We start from the raw sequence: 17,718 nt of genomic DNA on the forward strand, positions 1-17,718 counted from the left end.
CTCGTGTTTCAGGAAGATGACAGATGCGCGAATTGGCGCATCGCAGCGCTCACGAGTTTTCCGCCCGGATGCGAATTTCTGACTGTCCCTGCCAGCCGATTGATGTATGGAGAAGTCTTCAAAAGATGTGAGTGCGGCAGTGGAGACGGCAATGGATCATCAGGAAAAATCCAAGACGGAGAAGAACGAGACAGGCGGAAATCTCGACGAACAGGCGCTTTTCTTCCATCGTTATCCCCGTCCCGGCAAACTTGAAATCCAGGCGATCAAGCCGCTCGGCAACCAGCGCGACCTGGCGCTCGCCTATTCGCCCGGCGTCGCAGCACCTTGCCTTGCGATCCGTGACAATCCGGAGACGGCGGCCGATTATACCTCGCGCGCCAATCTCGTCGCCGTCATCTCCAACGGCACAGCGGTTCTCGGCCTCGGCAACATCGGCCCGCTCGCCTCCAAGCCCGTCATGGAAGGCAAGGCCGTTCTCTTCAAGAAGTTTGCAGGCATCGACGTCTTCGACGTCGAAATCGAGGCCCCCACCGTCGACCAGATGGTCTCCACCATCGCCTCGCTCGAGCCGACATTCGGCGGCATCAATCTCGAGGACATCAAGGCGCCGGAATGCTTCGAGGTCGAGCGCCAGCTTCGCGGGAAGATGAAGATCCCGGTCTTCCATGACGACCAGCACGGCACGGCCATCATCGTCGCCGCCGCGATCCTTAACGGACTGGAACTTGCCGGCAAGAAGATCGAGGATGTGAAGATCGTCGCCTCCGGCGCGGGTGCCGCAGCACTCGCCTGCCTCAACCTCCTGGTGACGCTCGGCGCGAAGCGCGAAAACATCTGGGTCCACGATATCGAAGGCCTCGTCTATGAAGGCCGCACCGAACTGATGGACGAATGGAAGGCTGTCTATGCACAGAAAAGTAAGATGCGTACGCTCGCCGACAATATCGGCGGCGCCGATGTTTTCCTTGGCCTTTCGGCTGCCGGTGTCCTGAAGCCCGACCTCCTGTCACAGATGGCGGACAAGCCGCTCATCATGGCTCTCGCCAATCCGACCCCTGAAATCATGCCAGACCTCGCGCGGGCCGCCCGCCCGGACGCAATGATCTGCACCGGCCGCTCGGACTTCCCGAACCAGGTGAACAACGTCCTCTGCTTCCCCTATATCTTCCGCGGCGCGCTCGATTGCGGCGCCACCGCCATCAACGAAGAAATGAAGATGGCGGCCGTCAAGGCCATCGCGGGGCTTGCCCGCGAGGAAGTGTCGGACGTCGCGGCCCGCGCCTATTCCGGCGAGACGCCTGTCTTCGGTCCGAATTACCTCATTCCTTCGCCCTTCGATCCGCGTCTCATCCTGCGCATCGCCCCGGCTGTCGCCAAGGCCGCCGCCGAGACGGGCGTCGCGTCGCGGCCGATTGCCGATTTCGACGCCTATCTCGATCAGTTGAATCGCTTCGTTTGGCGTTCGGGCTTCGTCATGAAGCCGATCTTTACCAGCGCCAAGCTTTCTGAGAAGAAACGCGTCATCTTCGCGGAGGGAGAAGACGAGCGCGTCCTGCGCGCGGCTCAGGTTCTGCTGGAGGAAAAGACCGGCGAGCCGATTCTGATCGGCCGCCCCTCGGTCATCGAGGCTCGCCTCAAGCGGTTCGGCATCCGCATTCGCCCGAACATCGATTTCGCCGTGGTGAATCCCGAAGACGACCCGCGCTACCGCGACTATGTCGAAGACTACTTCGCCCTCGTCGGCCGCGCCGGCATCAATCCGGAAGCCGCCCGCACGATCGTGCGCACCAACAACACGGTTATCGGCGCCTTGTCGGTGAAGCGCGGCGAGGCGGATGCCCTCATCTGCGGCGTGGAAGGCCGCTTCGACCGCCACCTGAAAGACGTCGGCCAAATCATCGGCAAGCGGCCAGGTGCCTGCACCTTCGCCGGTCTCAGCCTATTGATCACCCAGAAAGGGCCGGTCTTCTTCGCCGATACCTTCGTGAACTACAATCCGACACATGAGGAAATCGCCGAGATCGCCGTTCTCGCGGCCCAGGAGGTTCGCCGCTTCGGCATTACGCCGAAGGCCGCGCTGATCTGCCATTCGAATTTCGGCTCCCGAAACTCCGAGAGCGCACGCAAGATGCGCGATGCCCTGCAGCTCGTGCGCGAACAAGCACCCGATCTGGAGGTCGATGGTGAAATGCAAGCCGGTTCTGCACTGTCGGAAGCGCTGCGCAAGCGCGCCATGCCGGATAGTTCGCTTGCCGGCGAAGCCAACCTATTGCTTTTCCCGAACCTCGATGCCGCCAACATCTCGCTCGGCCTCGTCCGCACCATGATGGATGCGCTCCATGTCGGCCCGATTCTGCTGGGGACCGCACAGCCTGCGCATATCCTGTCGACTTCGGTCACCTCGCGCGGCGTGGTCAACATGGCCGCGCTTGCCGTCGTCGAGGCTTCTCAGCCGGCGTAAGTTGTCGCAAAATGCGAAAATGCGTTACAATTGCGTCGCCAGCTTGTTAACGGAAGCAGGTTAGAAAGCCGGGATGCGGCGAATGTCACGCCGTGCTCTGGCCTGACCTTGCTGCGGGATGATGCCGTGAAACGCCGAAACCTGACCCTTGCGATCCTGCTTGCCTTGGCCGCGCCTGCTGCCGCGCAGACGCATGCGATCTGTGACGACCTGCGCGGCCGCATCGCCGATCTGCCCCATGTCATCGGCAACGGCCCCGAAGTCCGCCAATATGCGAGCGCGATCGCCGAGCAGAATCTCGAGCTTCGTAAAGTCCGCAACGACCTTCGCGGCTACGGCTGCTCGATGGACAGCATGGTCGTGATCGGCGGCGAGAATGCGGATTATTGCAGCGAGCTGCAGCAGTCCGAGGCGCGCATGGTCGACAACATTCGATACCTGCAGGAGCGGCGCAACGAACTGCGCGATCAGGGCGGCGCCGATTATCGCGTGCGCCGCGAGCTGATGGCGGCGCTCGAAGACAACGGCTGCAACGACGAGCTCGACTATGCGCCGGATCCGCAGGCCTATGCGCCGGCACCAAGTCCCGAAGAACAGGCGATGCGGAGCGATACCTTCATTCCGCTTGGAGAAGGCGAACACGGCGACATGCAATATGGCGTGCCGCGCGGCGAGCTCATGTCGCATGTCAGCACCATGTGCGTGCGCACCTGCGACGGCGGCTTCTTCCCGATCACCACGAATGCAACATCGATCGATTTCAACCGCGACGCAGCGACGTGTTCGAAAATGTGCCCCGGTATCGAGACGGAGCTTTTCTATCAAGACATCTCGAATACCGAAGCCGCAAACATGATCTCGGCCTCGACCGGTGCGCCCTACAGCGCCATGCAGAATGCCTTTGCCTACAAGAACCGCGCGCCCGGCCAAAAGTCCTCCTGTTTCTGCAATCTCTCTGCCTATTACGAGAACATGCGCAAGAATCAGGCGATCAGCGAACCGCCGAGGAAAGGCTCGATCACCAGTATCAAGACGAAGCCGCCATCGGGCGCCGCATCCACGCCTGCCCCGCAGCCGCAGGTGCCGGACCGCCCTTATGACCCGGCGAACAGCAAAGTCCGCCAGGTCGGTCCGCAGTTTCTCGCCGGCGATCAGGGCGCGATCGATCTCAAGAACCCCGCAACGCCCGGACCGCAGCCGCAGCAGAACTGACGCGGCGCTACTGGCTTCCCCATCGGTCGGAGAAGACCAGTTCTTCCAGCGGCAGGCGCTGTCGCCAGCCTTTCACGGCCAGTTCCGGCGCGGTGTAAAGCTGATCGACATAACCGAGGCAAAGCCAGGCGACGATCTCGATCCGCTCCGGAATGCCGAGCAGTTCCCGAATATCCGCATCGTGGAAGATGCTGACCCAGCCGACCCCGATGCCTTCGGCCCGGGCCGCAAGCCACAGGTTCTGCACGGCGCAGACGGTCGAATAGACATCCGTACGCGGATTGTGGGTGCGGCCGATGACGACCGGCCCTGCCCTGTCCGGATCGCAGGTGACGCAGATGCTGAGCGGTGCCTTGCGGATGCCTTCGAGCTTCAGGCTTCTGTACATATCCCGCCGCTCCTCTTCAAACATCTCGGCCGCTTCCTTGTTGGCGCGCGAAAACGCCTGCCACGCGGCCTGGCGCACCTTCGGATCGCGGATCACGATGAAATTCCAGGGCTGCATGAAACCGACCGACGGCGCGGCATGCGCTGCCCCAAGCAGCCGCGACACCAGATCGTCGGGCAGAGGATCGGGCAGAAACTGGTCGCGCACGTCGCGGCGCGTTTCGATGGCTCTATAGACCGAGGCCCGGTCGTGTTCGGAGAACTCGCCGGCCGGCACCAGCGCGCGGGCGAAAGGATCAAGTTGCATCGTTAAATCCCCAACAATGCTTGAGCACCCGCACCGCAGCGCGGGAAGCGTCAAAACCTCGCCGCCGTCCGCGCGGTTCGGTCTATCTTGCCAGGCCGGTCTTCTGACTTGGCGTCACCCGCTTTCTGCAGCCTTCCCGGCAGATGCCAGTGGCCATTGTTGCAGCAAGCGTCAGCCTCACAGCGTTGGGCACGTTCCGGTCCTTCACCGGATTCCCGATTCTCCTGCTGGATGCAGGCACCTGACGGCAGTCTCTATCTCCTGAGTCGGCGCCTCGTTCAAGTCTCCGGGAAGTAACGCACATAGGCAAATTCGTCACCATCCGGTGACCAGCAGGGTACATTGATCGTGCCCTGCCCACCGAAGAGCTCGAACAGCGTAGTCAGGTTGTCGCCGTCCATGTCCATCAGCCGCAGCCGCACATCAAGGTCGCGCGGATGATCGAAGACCTCCGGATCGTAGGAAAGGATCAGCACCTTGTCGTTCTTCGGTGAAGGATGCGCAAACCAGTTGCCGTAATTGTCGTGCGTCACCTGCTCCAGGCCGGTTCCATCCGGATGGATGCGCCAGATCTGCATGAGACCGGTGCGGCTGGAGTTGAAGTAGATCCATTTCCCGTCGACCGAATAATCCGGCCCGTCGTTTCGCCCCTCGCCATGCGTCAGCCGCTTTTCGGGGCCACCATCGACGGAAATCGTATAAATGTCGAAGACGTCGTCGCGAATGCCGCAATAGGCGAGCTCCTTTCCGTTCGGCGACCAGCCGTGCCAATAGGAGGGCAGATTGTCGGTAATCAGCTGAGGCGTCCCGCCAGCCGCCGGCAGAATATAGATCGCCGACTTGCCGAATTCCGTCTTGTCCGAAATGACGATTTGTGTCCCGTCCGGCGAAATGCCGTGATCGTTATTGCACTGCGTCGCAAAATCCGTATCGACCTGCTGGAGGCCGCCGGAGCCGTCCGGCCGCAGCCGGTAAAGCAACCCGTCGCCATTCAACAGCATATACGCGCCATCGGGCGAAAAATTCGGCGCCTCGATCAGCTTTTCCGTCTGGACGACAATCCGGCTTTCCCCGGTGCGGATATTATAGATCTCGACCGAACTGCGCATGCATCCTCCAGGATTTTGGGTTACCGGTCGCGGAACCGGTTGGTGATCGGGTAGCGGCGATCGCGCCCAAAGTTCTTCTTGGTGATCTTCACGCCCGGAGCCGACTGCCGGCGCTTGTATTCGGCGAGATAGAGCAGATGCTCGACGCGGTGGACGGTCGCCACATCATGCCCACGCGCGAGGATCTCCTCGACCGCCATCTCCTTCTCGACGAGGCATTCGAGGATGTCGTCGAGCACCGGATAAGGCGGTAGCGAATCCTGGTCCGTCTGGTCCGGGCGAAGCTCGGCGGACGGCGCCTTGTCGATGATGTTCTGCGGGATCACCTCGCCGGACGGCCCCAGCGCGTCCGGCGGCACATGACCATTGCGCCAGCGCGACAGCGCATAGACCTGCATTTTGTAGAGGTCTTTGATCGGATTGAAGCCGCCGTTCATGTCGCCGTAGAGCGTCGCATATCCAACCGACATTTCCGACTTGTTGCCGGTCGTGACCACCATGGAACCGAACTTGTTGGAAATCGCCATCAGGATCGTGCCGCGCGCCCGGCTCTGCAAGTTCTCCTCGGTAATGCCGCTATCGGTTCCTTCGAACAGCGGCGAGAGCGCCGAGGTGAAGCCCTTCACCGGCTCCTCGATCGGCACGATGTCGTAGCGGCATCCGAGCGCCTTGGCGCAGTCGGCCGCATCCTTCAGCGAATCGGTTGACGTGTAGCGATACGGCAGCATCACCGTTCGGACGCGCTCCTCGCCGAGCGCATCGACGGCGATCGCCGCGCAGATCGCCGAGTCGATGCCGCCGGAGAGGCCGAGGACGACATTCTTGAAGCCGTTCTTATTCACATAATCGCGGAAACCGACCAGGCAGGCGCGATAGTCGGCCTCGTCGGGCTCGGGAATACGTGACATCGGGCCTTCGCTACAGCGCCAGCCGTTTTCGCCGCGCTTCCAGGTCGTCACCGCCAGCGCGGTTTCGAACTGGCTCATCTGGAAGGCCAGCGATTTGTCGCCATTGAAGGCGAAACTCGCACCGTCGAAGACGAGTTCGTCCTGGCCGCCGAGCTGATTGGCGAAGATTAGCGGCAGGCCGGTTTCGATCACCTGCTTGAGCGCCACCTGATGGCGCACGTCGACCTTGCCGCGATAATAGGGTGAACCGTTCGGCACCAGCAGGATTTCGGCGCCACTTTCGGCGAGTGTCTCGCAGACGCCGAGATCGTTCCAGATCTCTTCGCAGATCGGCACGCCGATCCGCACGCCGCGGAAATTCACCGGCCCCGGCATCGATCCTTCGGAAAAGACGCGCTTCTCGTCGAACTCGCCGTAGTTCGGCAGGTCGATCTTGTCACGCAGCACCAGGATCTGGCCGCCGTCGAGAACTGCAACCGAGTTATGCCGCCCCGTCTTTCCCTGCCGCGGGAAGCCGACGATGACGCCGGGGCCGCCGTCTGCGGTATCGGCCGCGAGGTCCTCGACCGCCTTCAGGCAGGCCCTCAGAAAGGCCGGTTTCAGCACGAGGTCTTCCGGCGGATAACCGGAAATGAAAAGCTCCGTCAGAAGCAGCAGATCCGCGCCTTGGCGGGCCGCATCGGCGCGTGCCTCACGAGCTTTGGCAAGGTTTCCGGCGACATCGCCGACTGTCGGGTTCAACTGGGCAACGGCAATCTGGAGCGTATTCAAAGGAGCGTTTTCCTGTGTCATGTCATCCATTTAGCGCGGGCCGCCCGCCGCTTCAATTGCCCGCGCCATGAAAAGCCGCGGGGTCTGCCGGGCGAAAAACTCAAACCATAGGGAAAGGCCGGGAAACCGAAAAGTTCATCTAGCGTTCATGACAGGCATGTGACACTTCGGTGAAGATTTTATGACGTCGGAGTATGCCGTTGATTGCGTTGATAATGAAGTCCGTACCGGCCAGAAAAGCAGCACTGCTTTCCGCCGGTTTCGGGTCGAATGTTCAGTCTCCCGCAGCGCGCGCGGCAATCGGCATCGTATTTTCGTTTTCTCTCGCTTTCCTCAGCGTTATCACCGTCGAGTGGATTGCGCGCGGCACGTTGACCGATGTCGGCGAGTTCCTGACATCGACGGTTAGGCCCGGCATGACGACCGTCGCCATGCTGACGATCGTGATGTTGACCCTCGATGCCGTATTTGGACGGCGCTACCAATCGGCATTGGTATTGATCCCGCTTTTCCTGATCCCGGCCTTTGTCTCCAATCAGAAGCAGCACTTTCTCTCCGACCCCTTCTATCCGTCCGACGTACTCTTTACCCGTCAGATCATGGAGCTGCTGCCGGTCATGGTGCGAGACAGCCCGTGGACCGCCACAGCACTTCTCGTCGGCATCGTGCTTTCCACCGCAGGCATCGTTTTCGCATGGCGTTATGCCTGGCAGAACTTCCCGAAACTCTCTCGCCAGGCGCGCCTGCGCCACCTCTGCCTCGGGTTGCCGGTGATAGCGGCCTTCGCCTCGCTCATGGACTATTCGCAATATTCCTACATTCGCGACCGCCTGCAGGTGGTACCGATGATGTGGGACCAGAAGGAGAACTACCGCAGCAACGGCTTCATACTGGCCTTCCTCTTCAACATCCCGATGGCCGATGTCGCAGCGCCCGCCGGTCTCAACGCCGATGCGCTCGACGCGATCCCCTCGCGCAACTACGGCTATCTAACCGGCCCGGAAGAAAAGCCGGACATCATCATGCTGATGAGCGAGTCCTTTTGGGATCCGATGAGGTTGAAAAACCTCTCATTCAGCGCCGATCCGATGCCGAACGTCCGCGCCGCGCAGTCCGGCTACGTCTTCTCGCCGGAATTCGGCGGCATGACCGCCAATGTCGAATTCGAGGCACTGACCGGCTTCTCGAATGCCTTCCTGCCTTATGGCAGCATTCCTTACCAGCAATATGTCCGCAGCGACGTGCCCTCGCTTGCCACCTTCTTCCGCGGCGAAGGCTATATCGCCCGCGCCCTGCACCCCTTCAGCGGCTGGTTCTGGAACCGAAACCAGGTCTACAAGGATTTCGGTTTCGAGGAGTTCCGGACCGAAGAAACGATGCCGCCGATGGAAAAGCGCGGCATCTTTGCCTCCGACGATTCCCTGATGAAGGAGATCATGCGCGAGGGCGACGGCCTCGATAAGCCGTTCTTCTTCTTCGCTGTCACCTTGCAGGGACATGGTCCCTACGAGCCGTATCGCTATGCACGCAACACGATCGGCATCCGCGGCAACATTCCGGAGGCCGACCGTGCGACGCTTGCGACCTATACGCAGGGCGTGAAGGAAGCTGACGACAGTCTCAAGATGCTGATGGATTGGGCCTCGAAGCGTGAGCGCGAAACGATCATCGTACTCTGGGGCGATCACCTGCCGCCGCTCGGCAACGTCTATATGAGCGCCGGCTACATGGCGGACCAGGTCGCGACCCGCAGGGCGCCGCTCGACGTGATGAAGCGCGAGCATGAAACGCCGCTGGTCATCTGGTCGAACAAGAAAGGCGTGAAGGAGAACGTCGGCACGATCAGCCCGTCGCTGATCTCCTACAACCTCCTCAAGTTCGCCGGTTTCGAGCATCCCTTCTACACCGGCTTCCTCGGCCGTGTGCAGAAGAAATACGACATCATCGACCGTTACCAACTGGCGGCGCGCAACAACAAGGCGACGCCGGACTGGGTGCGCGACCGGAAAAAGCTCGATCCTCTTGTGCGTGATTACGGCTACCTGCAGCACGACATCATGTTCGGCAAGGCGCGGACGCTAGAGCGCTTTTTCCCAAAGCACGACCTGTTTGCCGAGGGCTACCAGGGCCATTGAGGGCAGTCAGCGGCTGCGGATACGCGCCGCCACGCATGGCCGCTCCATGCAAGACGAAGCCCGTGACATCCTCCGCACGGCGCTGGCCGTCGTCAAGCGTCAGCTCACCGAATATGGACATCGTTGACTGGCTCGTGAGGCACTCTTCATCGGTGTTCACGACGGCGGTTACGGAAGCCGAAATCCTTTACGGGCTGCGCATTCTTGCCGAGGAGCGCCGCCGCCAGGAGCTCGAGGCCGCTATCCTGCCGATTTTGCGCGAAGATATCGGCGGGCGTGTCCTGCCCTTCGATCGGGGCGCATCAGATGTCTATGCGACCATTGCCACGAACCGTCGCAAGCCGGCCGACCGATCAGCCAATTCGACGACCAGATCGCAGCCATTGCCATCTCACGTGTGGCGTCACTTGCAACCCGCAACAAGACCGACTTCGACGGAATTGGCCTTGATGTTATCAATCCCTGGAGGATTCGGTGATGGTGGCAAAGGCGCAAGCTGAGCGCACCATCGCTGACGAAGCAGATCTTCCGCCCGTGGTGCCAAATATCGGAGCCAGTCATGCATAGTATCTCGAATTTCGTTCACCTGCATTTCGACAGGCCGACCGAGGAACTCGGCGACATCGAAAAACGCGTCCTCAGGAGGACACACGAACGCAAGGTCATCTCGACCGACGTCAACGAAGCCTTTGCCGCCGAGGCGAGTTTCGGAGCGCGCGTCGCTGACGGTATCGCAAGGGTCGGCGGCTCCTGGTCCTTCATCATCGCCTTCCTCGCTTTCCTCGCGATCTGGGCAGTAATCAACACGATTGTCCTCGCGACGCGCGCCTTCGACCTCTACCCCTTCGTCTTCCTGAACCTGATCCTCTCTATGCTCGCCGCAATCCAGGCGCCGATCATCATGATGTCGCAGAACCGGCAGGTCGAGCGCGACCGCTTCGAAGCAGCCAAGGATTATGAAGTAAATCTCAAGGCCGAGCTCGAGGTCCTGTCGCTGCACCAGAAAATCGACATGCAAGTCGTGACCGAACTCGCTGCACTGCGCGAAGAGGTCGGGCGACTGAACGCTTCGCTGGCCGCGAAAGGGGCTTAAACACCTTTGGCGTATTGCGGCGCGCCATCGTTGATCTCATAGAAATCGCCCTTGTCGGCACAGTAGATATGATAGCCGAAGGAAAGCCCGCTCGGCAGGTTGAAGGCGCCGGCCATCACGGAAACTTCTGGCGATCCCTTCCGCTGCCAGAAGAGCGCCGAGCCGCAGTTTGCGCAGAAGCCGCGCTCCGCAGTCTCGCTCGACCGGTACCAGCGGATCGAGCTCTTGCCCTCGACCGTCAGGCTATCCAGGGAGACGTCGCAAGACGCGTAGTAGAACCCCGTCTGCCGTCGGCACTGCGAGCAATGACATGCGACGACCGGACCGGGCTTGCTCTTGCTCGTAAACCTCACCGCCCCGCAGGCGCAGCCGCCCGTATATTCCTTCGTCATTCGGACCCCCGTTCTCGATGGACTGCGAGATTGGCCGCTTGCCTGGGGCTGCGTCAAATCCAATTCCTTGAAGCAGAGCGTCAGAAATTTCGATGCCGAGATTCTTGAAATGCCACGACCAGCAATCTGTGCACGTTCAATAAAAAAGCCCGGCGCTGGGCCGGGCTCTCGATTTGAGTCTTTCGGGTAGATCAGCCGTTGACGGCCATGCGCTTCTCGTCGCGGCCGCCCTTCATGCGCTCGGCGAGCAGGAAGGCAAGCTCGAGCGCCTGGTCGGCATTGAGGCGCGGATCGCAATGCGTGTGATAACGGTCCTGCAGATCCTCGGCGGAAACAGCGCGGGCGCCGCCCGTGCATTCCGTCACGTCCTTGCCGGTCATCTCGATATGAATGCCGCCCGGATGGGTGCCTTCGGCGCGGTGGATCTGGAAGAAGCTTTCAACTTCCGACAGGATGCGTTCGAACGGACGCGTCTTGTAGTTGTTGAGCGTGATCGTATTGCCGTGCATCGGATCACAGGACCAGACGACCTTGCGGCCTTCGCGCTCGACCGCACGGATGAGGCGCGGCAGGTGGTCGGCGACTTTTTCGTGACCGAAACGGCAGATCAGCGTCAGGCGGCCGGCTTCGTTTGCCGGGTTCAGGATGTCGATAAGGCTCAAGAGATCGTCCGCCTGCAGAGACGGACCGCACTTCAGGCCGATCGGGTTCTTGATGCCGCGGCAGTATTCGACATGCGCGTGATCGGCCTGGCGCGTGCGGTCGCCAATCCAGATCATGTGGCCAGAGGTCGCGTACCAGTCGCCGGAAGTAGAATCGACGCGCGTCAGCGCTTCTTCGTAGCCGAGCAGCAGCGCCTCGTGGCTGGTGAAGAAGTCCGTCTCGCGCAGGCTCGGATGGTTCTCGGACGTGATGCCGATCGCCTTCATGAAGTCCATGGTTTCGCTGATTCGGTCGGCAAGTTTGCGGTAGCGCTCGCCCTGCGGGCTGTCCTTGACGAAGCCGAGCATCCACTGGTGCACATTCTCGAGATTGGCATAACCGCCCATTGCGAAGGCGCGCAGAAGGTTCAGCGTCGCGGCCGACTGGCGGTAAGCCATGGCCTGGCGTTCCGGATTCGGAATGCGCGCTTCCTCGGTGAATTCGATGCCGTTGATGATATCGCCACGGTAGCTCGGCAGCGAGACGCCGTTCTGCGATTCGATGCCCGAAGAGCGCGGCTTGGCGAACTGGCCGGCAATACGGCCCACCTTGACGACCGGCAGTTGTGCGCCGAACGTCAGCACGACGGCCATCTGCAGGAAGGCGCGGAAGAAGTCGCGGATCGTGTCGGCGCCATGCTCGGCGAAGCTCTCGGCGCAGTCCCCGCCCTGCAGCAGAAAACCGTTGCCTTCGGAGACATTGGCGAGATGCTTCTTCAAACGGCGCGCCTCGCCCGCAAAGACGAGCGGCGGATAGCTAGCGAGCTGGGCTTCCGTTGCCGCCAAAGCGGCCTGGTCCGGATAATCCGGGACCTGCTGGATCGGCTTTTGCCTCCAACTGCTCGGGGTCCAAGTCTCTGCCATTTTAGTCACCTTTGTCTCGCCGCGATCACTGCCCGGCGCCTGTCGTCCACAATAACGGCGGCTTATAAACCTTTAGCATCCGCTTGCCTAGCGCCGTTCGACACGTTCTGAGCGGGTCGCGAAGCCTGCCGCGCTTATAAGGGAAGCCTCTGATGCGCCTTCAATCCCGCCCTCCGGTTTACGCTAAATATACCATGAATTTTTGGGGGTAATTCAGCTATCTGTGTCAAACCCGAATCTGAAACTGCACGCCATGACGGGCGCGCTTTGTCTTCGCCGATGATCGGCCCGATCCTGGGGAATGGTATGAAGAAGCTGGCGCGCCGTTTCTCGGCTGACCGTTCGGGAAACTTTGGAATAATGACAGCATTGCTGGCCGTGCCGGTCCTCGGCGCGGCGGGCATGGCAGTCGATTTTGCCCACGCGCTCAGCCTCAGGACCCAGCTCTATGCGGCAGCGGACGCAGCGGCCGTCGGTTCGGTCTCGGAAAAATCGGATGCCGTGACCGCGGCCATGGCGATGAAAGGCGACGGCAGCATTTCGCTCGGCAAGGCCGATGCACAAAAGCTCTTCTTCGCCCAGATGTCCGGAGAACTTTCGGAAATCCCCGTCGACCTCGACATCGATGTCGCGAAGACTACCAACAAGCTGAACTCGACTGTCACCTTCAGTGCCACCGTCCCGACTGCATTCATGCAGATTCTTGGCAAGAACAGTATTGCAATTTCAGGCACGGCGACCGCGGAATATCAGACCGCTTCGTTCATGGATTTCTACATCCTGCTCGACAACACGCCCTCCATGGGCGTCGGAGCGACGCCAGAGGATGTCGCACTTCTGAGAAATGCGACCAAGAATGGCAACAAGGAGGGCAAGGACAAGGATTGCGCCTTCGCCTGCCATATCGTTTCGGAGAGCGGCGTTGAGGATAAGGAAAGCTATTTCTATCTCGCCCGCAGCATCGGCGCGACCATCCGCATCGACGTCGTCGCCAAGGCGACCGAGGCTCTCATGACGACGGCCAGGAAATCGCAGGTGGCGCCGGCACAGTATCAGATGGCCGCCTACACGTTTGGCAAAAAGTCATCTGACGCCAATCTCTACACCGTTTCGGAATTGACTGACGATCTCACCGCAGTCGGTGAAGCGACGAAGAACATCACGCTGATGAGCATTCCGAGCCACAACACGCCCAACAACCAGACAAGCTATGACAACGTGCTAACTTCAATCGAAAAGAAGATCCCCACGGGCGGCAGCGGAATGACCAAGACGGATCGCGAGAAAATCCTGTTCTTCGTTGCCGATGGCGTCGGAGATAGCATTAAGCCAACTACCTGCACAAAGCGGCTCAATGGCGGCAAACGTTGCATGGAGCCGATCGACACGAGCTACTGCCAAAAGCTCAAGGACAAGAATGTCAAGATCGCCATCCTATATACGACATATCTGCCGCTTCCCGAAAATAGTTTCTATAGAGATTGGATCGCGCCTTTCCAGTCCGAAATTCCGCAGAAGATGAAGGAATGCGCCTCCCCTGGCCTCTATTTCGAAGTGACGCCGACGGAGGGCATTTCGGACGCCATGAATGCCCTCTTCTTGAAGGTCATTCACAGGCCACGGCTGACTGGCTGAGAGCCGCAGTCCGCCAATTGGCTCTGCCTCAAACCCGCTCCCCATCCCGAATTCGATAGCTCGGCACATACATCGTCACGAGCTCTTCTGCCGCCGTCGGGTGCACTGCCATGGTGCGGTCGAAATCCTCCTTGGTGCACCCCGCCTTCAGCGTGATCCCGAGAACCTGCGCCATCTCGCCGGCGTCGTGCCCGAGGATATGGGCGCCGACGACCTTGCGGCTTTCTGCATCGACGATCAGCTTCATCAGCATCTTTTCGGAACGGCCGGAAAGCGTCGCCTTGAGCGGCCGGAACTGCGCCCGGTAGACCTCGAGCTTCCTGTAGCGTTTCGCCGCCTCCTCTTCCGAAAGGCCGACCGTGCCGATCTCGGGCTGGGAGAAGACAGCTGTTGCGATCTGCTCGTGATCCGGCTTCGTCGGATTGTTCTTGTATTCCGTCTCGATGAAGCACATCGCCTCGTGGATCGCGACCGGCGTGAGCTGTACCCTGTCGGTGACATCGCCGAGCGCGTAGATGTTGTCGGCGCTCGTCCGCGAATATTCGTCGACGACGATCGCGCCGCGCTCGTTCGTTTTCACACCTGCCCCCTCAAGCCCAAGCCCGTCGGTATTCGGATCGCGTCCGAGCGCGAGCAACACGGCGCCGGCATTCAGCGTGCCATTATTCAAGGTCTCGACGGCAAGCCCTTGCTCGCCCTTCGACACCATTTCCAGGGTGTCGCGGCACAGGATGCGGATACCCTTGGCAACCATTGCCTCATGCAGGCCGCGGCGCAGATCCTGGTCGAAGCGCGAGAGGATTTCCGCCCCGCGGTAGACCAGCGTCGTCTCGACGCCCAGTCCATGGAAGATGTTGGCAAATTCCACCGCAATATAGCCGCCGCCCGCAATCACGATCGCCTTCGGCAGGTCTTCGAGATGGAACGCCTCGTTGGAGGACATGCAAAGCTCGTGCCCCGGAAGGGCCGCATGCGGGTTCGGCCGGCCGCCGGTCGCAATGACGATGGTCTTAGCCGTCACGGTCTCACCGGTCTTCACCAGCCGGATCGTATGCGCATCGACAAGCTCGGCGCGCGTCTCGAGGATTTCCGCATTCGCGCCGGAAAGCCCCTTCTTATAGAGCCCCTCCAGCCGCGCGATTTCGGCGTCCTTGGCAGCGATCAGCTTCTTCCAGTCGAAAGAGCTTTCCCCGACCGTCCAGCCGAAGCCGGCGGCATCCTCGAAATGATCGTGATATTGCGACGCATAGACGAACAACTTCTTGGGCACGCAGCCGCGGATGACGCAGGTGCCGCCGTAGCGGTATTCCTCTGCAATCGCGACCTTCTTGCCGAGCGACGCGGCAACGCGCGCGCTTCTCACGCCCCCCGAACCGCCGCCGATGACGAAGAGGTCGTAATCATAGGAAGACATGGACGGGTGCTCCGTTAGGAATCGGCAGGAATGGTTCGACGGATATAGTATCTGTGCCTGCAAAAACAAAAGCCCGGACGATGCCGGGCTCTTGCGATCACATCAGCCGTGTCAGGGCTTTGCAGCAGGAGCAGGCGCACCTGCCGGCTTGTCGCCAGCCGGCGGAGTTTCCGGCACAGGCTCTACCTTGATGACCTTGCTGAGTTCCGTATTGGCATTCTTCTGGAGATCGCGGGCAATGCCCTGCGCCCAGATATCGGCTGCCCTGTTTGTTTCCCGCGAAGCGATGGGGCCGTCCTTCAGAAGCTTCTTGCCGACCGGCGAGTTGTAGAAGTCGGCGATGGCCTTCAGCTCTTCGACCGTGAATGCCTTCGCATAGTTCGCTGCCGCTTCCTTCTCGAGATCGGAGCGGCGCGGTGCGAGCGCCAGAGCCTGCGCGTCAACCGTGGCGCTGATCACGTCTTCGTAGTTCGGCGAATCCTGAATGAGGCCGGCCTTCAGGCGTTCGGCGAGGCCGGGCAGGATATTGTCGAACTGCGCCGTTGCGCCGATGGCGGCAACGGCTGCACGCGCGGCCTTCAACTGCTCGTCTGAAATTTCCTGCGCCTGCGCAGCTGAGCCGAAAGCGATGCCGGAGAGAATAACCGTCGCGGCGGCAAAACGGCCAAGACCTGCAAATTTCTTCATGAGTTTCTGTGCTCCTGTTATCTGTTCGCCTGCAGCGTGCGCGCACCCGCTGGACCCGCGATGATCGCAAGTGACGCCATATTGAGAAAAAGCCCGTGCTCAACGACGCCGGGTATCGAATTCAGCTCGCTCGAAAGCGCGTCTGCATCAGGAATGCGGCCAAAAGATGCGTCGATGATGTAGTGGCCGCCGTCCGTGGTAAATTCTCCGTCACCGGATTGGCGAAGTGTCAGGCTGCCGGTCAGACCGAGCCTGGCAGCCTTCCTTTCGATCGCGATCCGTGTGGAAACGAGACCGAATGGATTGACTTCGATCGGCAGCGGAAACCGGCCGAGCGTCTCGACCAGCTTGCTCTCGTCGGCAATCACGATCACGCGGTCTGAAGCCGCCGCGACGATCTTTTCGCGCAGCAACGCCCCGCCGCCGCCCTTGACCAGGCGCAGGCTCGCATCGATTTCGTCGGCGCCGTCGACCGTCAGGTCGAGTTCCGGGAGTTCATCGAGAGATTTCAGCGGTACGCCGAGCTCGACGCAAAGCCGCGCCGTGCGCTCCGACGTCGGAACACCCTCGACCCTGAAGCCACCGGCAACCTTCTCCGCTAGCAGGCGAACGAACTCCTCTGCCGTACTTCCCGTCCCGATCCCGAGGCGCATTCCGCTCTCGACGTGGGTAAGAGCCGCCTCGGCGGCCTTGATCTTCATTTCGCGGGCGTCCATGCGCCGCCTACTCCGGTTGTTTCGTTGGATGTGCTGTTTACACGGCTCGTATGGCAAACGAAAGCCAAAATAATAGCAGGAAACCGAAATGCGAAAGCATCGCGCTGCGGCGTTACGGCCATAGTCTTGGCGTTGCTTTTTCAATGCCCATCACCTACTCCGGGAAGACCGGATTTCATGAAGAGGCAATTTCCTTGACCCCTGCTCTTGTCGTATTCGATCTCGACGGCACGCTGCTCGATACCCACGCCGATCTCGTCGAGAGCCTGAATCTCACGATCGCCGCGCTCGATCTCGCGCCCGTGACTTATGCCGATCTGACCCATCTCGTGGGCCACGGTGCCAAGGTGATGATCGAGCGCGCCTGCACGCTGCGCGGCCACCCGCTTTCGGAAACCGAGCTGCCGCCGCTGCTGGAACGCTTCATCGCCCATTACACCGATACGATGCCCGGTCATACACAGCCATATCCCGGCCTGATCGCTGCCATGGATACTTTAAAAATCAAGGGATACAAGCTCGCCGTCTGCACCAACAAGCTGGAATCGCTGACGCTGACGCTTCTGCGAAAACTCCACCTCACCGGTTATTTCGACGCCATCACCGGCGGCGACACCTTTCCGGTCCGCAAACCCGATGCGCAGCACCTGACCGGCACGATCGAACGCGCCGGCGGCATACTGGCACGCAGCATCATGATCGGCGACAGCCTCAACGACATCGCCGTCGCTAGAAACGCCAACGTCCCATCGATCGCCGTCCCCTTCGGCTATTCCGACGTGCCGGTCGAAACGCTGCGACCGGACCGGATCATCCTGCATTATGACGAACTGACGCCCGAACTCGTCGAAACCGTCATCCGCGATTTTGCGCGGTCGAACGCGGTGGCTGCTTCTCGCTGAAATTCCCGATCAAGCGCGCGG

14 protein-coding genes, 1 pseudogene and 1 riboswitch are annotated in these 17,718 nt (G+C 60.7%); of the genes and pseudogenes, 7 read left to right on the forward strand and 8 right to left on the reverse strand.

What is annotated here, in order from left to right:
* Positions 1-151: 151 nt before the first annotated feature.
* Positions 152-2,464, forward strand: coding sequence for an NADP-dependent malic enzyme (locus QA644_RS09640; RefSeq protein WP_074068414.1), 2,313 nt, complete (start codon positions 152-154; stop codon positions 2,462-2,464).
* A 126-nt stretch (positions 2,465-2,590) separates the two neighbouring features.
* Positions 2,591-3,676 carry a DUF2865 domain-containing protein gene (locus tag QA644_RS09645; protein ID WP_283072172.1) on the forward strand — a complete coding sequence of 362 codons (1,086 nt, stop codon included), beginning with the start codon at positions 2,591-2,593 and terminating at the stop codon, positions 3,674-3,676.
* A gap of 7 nt (positions 3,677-3,683) precedes the next feature.
* On the opposite strand, the gene bluB is transcribed toward QA644_RS09645, so the two are convergent.
* The 3 genes from bluB to QA644_RS09660 all read right to left on the reverse strand — a co-directional run bounded on the left by bluB (position 3,684) and on the right by QA644_RS09660 (position 7,179).
* A complete protein-coding gene (gene bluB / locus QA644_RS09650) occupies positions 3,684-4,370 on the reverse strand; it encodes a 5,6-dimethylbenzimidazole synthase (protein ID WP_283072173.1) in 687 nt (228 codons plus the stop codon).
* A 75-nt stretch (positions 4,371-4,445) separates the two neighbouring features.
* Positions 4,446-4,630, reverse strand: a riboswitch (cobalamin riboswitch).
* 18 nt (positions 4,631-4,648) lie between these two features.
* A complete protein-coding gene (locus QA644_RS09655; protein ID WP_283072174.1) occupies positions 4,649-5,479 on the reverse strand; it encodes a hypothetical protein in 831 nt (276 codons plus the stop codon).
* Between the two features lie 20 nt (positions 5,480-5,499).
* Positions 5,500-7,179, reverse strand: coding sequence for an NAD+ synthase (locus QA644_RS09660; RefSeq protein ID WP_074070288.1), 1,680 nt, complete (start codon positions 7,177-7,179; stop codon positions 5,500-5,502).
* A 179-nt stretch (positions 7,180-7,358) separates the two neighbouring features.
* Here QA644_RS09660 and QA644_RS09665 point away from each other — a divergent pair, with 179 nt between their 5' ends.
* The 3 genes and pseudogenes from QA644_RS09665 (at position 7,359) to QA644_RS09675 (ending at position 10,386) form a co-directional block, all read left to right on the forward strand.
* A complete protein-coding gene (locus QA644_RS09665; protein WP_283072176.1) occupies positions 7,359-9,293 on the forward strand; it encodes an LTA synthase family protein in 1,935 nt (644 codons plus the stop codon).
* 113 nt (positions 9,294-9,406) lie between these two features.
* Positions 9,407-9,771, forward strand: a pseudogene (locus QA644_RS09670) (type II toxin-antitoxin system VapC family toxin).
* 81 nt (positions 9,772-9,852) lie between these two features.
* Positions 9,853-10,386 (forward strand): DUF1003 domain-containing protein, encoded by a 534-nt coding sequence (locus QA644_RS09675; protein ID WP_283072177.1) that lies wholly within the window; start codon positions 9,853-9,855, stop codon positions 10,384-10,386.
* Here the strand turns inward: QA644_RS09675 and QA644_RS09680 are convergent.
* A complete protein-coding gene (locus QA644_RS09680) occupies positions 10,383-10,778 on the reverse strand; it encodes a GFA family protein (protein ID WP_283072178.1) in 396 nt (131 codons plus the stop codon). The genes QA644_RS09675 and QA644_RS09680 overlap by 4 nt on opposite strands.
* Before the next feature lie 191 nt (positions 10,779-10,969).
* Positions 10,970-12,343, reverse strand: a complete 1,374-nt coding sequence (locus tag QA644_RS09685) for a 3-deoxy-7-phosphoheptulonate synthase class II (RefSeq protein WP_133939814.1) — start codon at positions 12,341-12,343, stop codon at positions 10,970-10,972.
* Between the two features lie 306 nt (positions 12,344-12,649).
* Between QA644_RS09685 and QA644_RS09690 the strand changes: the two genes are divergently transcribed.
* Positions 12,650-13,978: a pilus assembly protein TadG-related protein gene (locus QA644_RS09690; RefSeq protein WP_283072179.1), complete on the forward strand. Its 1,329-nt coding sequence runs from the start codon at positions 12,650-12,652 to the stop codon at positions 13,976-13,978.
* A gap of 28 nt (positions 13,979-14,006) precedes the next feature.
* Here the strand turns inward: QA644_RS09690 and gor are convergent, their stop codons facing one another.
* From gor to rpiA, 3 genes are all read right to left on the reverse strand, one after another.
* Entirely contained in the window at positions 14,007-15,392 is a 1,386-nt protein-coding gene (gene gor / locus QA644_RS09695) for a glutathione-disulfide reductase (RefSeq protein ID WP_283072180.1), read from the reverse strand.
* A 111-nt stretch (positions 15,393-15,503) separates the two neighbouring features.
* Entirely contained in the window at positions 15,504-16,079 is a 576-nt protein-coding gene (locus QA644_RS09700) for a DUF2059 domain-containing protein (protein WP_283072181.1), read from the reverse strand.
* Positions 16,080-16,096: 17 nt separating this feature from the next.
* Entirely contained in the window at positions 16,097-16,795 is a 699-nt protein-coding gene (gene rpiA, locus QA644_RS09705) for a ribose-5-phosphate isomerase RpiA (RefSeq protein ID WP_194729834.1), read from the reverse strand.
* Positions 16,796-16,938: 143 nt separating this feature from the next.
* Here rpiA and QA644_RS09710 point away from each other — a divergent pair, with 143 nt between their 5' ends.
* On the forward strand, positions 16,939-17,697 hold the full coding sequence (locus QA644_RS09710; protein WP_239598543.1) for an HAD family hydrolase: 759 nt from the start codon (positions 16,939-16,941) through the stop codon (positions 17,695-17,697).
* Positions 17,698-17,718: the final 21 nt, after the last annotated feature.

This window comes from Rhizobium sp. CC1099, assembly GCF_029714385.1.
Taxonomy (GTDB): Bacteria; Pseudomonadota; Alphaproteobacteria; order Rhizobiales; family Rhizobiaceae; genus Rhizobium.

Coding starts and splice junctions, on each gene's coding strand:
- QA644_RS09640 (WP_074068414.1), top strand. CDS start 152: ATGGATCATCAGGAAAAATCCAAGACGGAGAAGAACGAGACAGGCGGA.
- bluB (WP_283072173.1), bottom strand. CDS start 4,370: ATGCAACTTGATCCTTTCGCCCGCGCGCTGGTGCCGGCCGGCGAGTTC.
- QA644_RS09655 (WP_283072174.1), bottom strand. CDS start 5,479: ATGCGCAGTTCGGTCGAGATCTATAATATCCGCACCGGGGAAAGCCGG.
- QA644_RS09660 (WP_074070288.1), bottom strand. CDS start 7,179: ATGACACAGGAAAACGCTCCTTTGAATACGCTCCAGATTGCCGTTGCC.
- QA644_RS09675 (WP_283072177.1), top strand. CDS start 9,853: ATGCATAGTATCTCGAATTTCGTTCACCTGCATTTCGACAGGCCGACC.
- QA644_RS09680 (WP_283072178.1), bottom strand. CDS start 10,778: ATGACGAAGGAATATACGGGCGGCTGCGCCTGCGGGGCGGTGAGGTTT.
- QA644_RS09685 (WP_133939814.1), bottom strand. CDS start 12,343: ATGGCAGAGACTTGGACCCCGAGCAGTTGGAGGCAAAAGCCGATCCAG.
- QA644_RS09690 (WP_283072179.1), top strand. CDS start 12,650: ATGAAGAAGCTGGCGCGCCGTTTCTCGGCTGACCGTTCGGGAAACTTT.
- gor (WP_283072180.1), bottom strand. CDS start 15,392: ATGTCTTCCTATGATTACGACCTCTTCGTCATCGGCGGCGGTTCGGGG.
- QA644_RS09700 (WP_283072181.1), bottom strand. CDS start 16,079: ATGAAGAAATTTGCAGGTCTTGGCCGTTTTGCCGCCGCGACGGTTATT.
- rpiA (WP_194729834.1), bottom strand. CDS start 16,795: ATGGACGCCCGCGAAATGAAGATCAAGGCCGCCGAGGCGGCTCTTACC.
- QA644_RS09710 (WP_239598543.1), top strand. CDS start 16,939: ATGCCCATCACCTACTCCGGGAAGACCGGATTTCATGAAGAGGCAATT.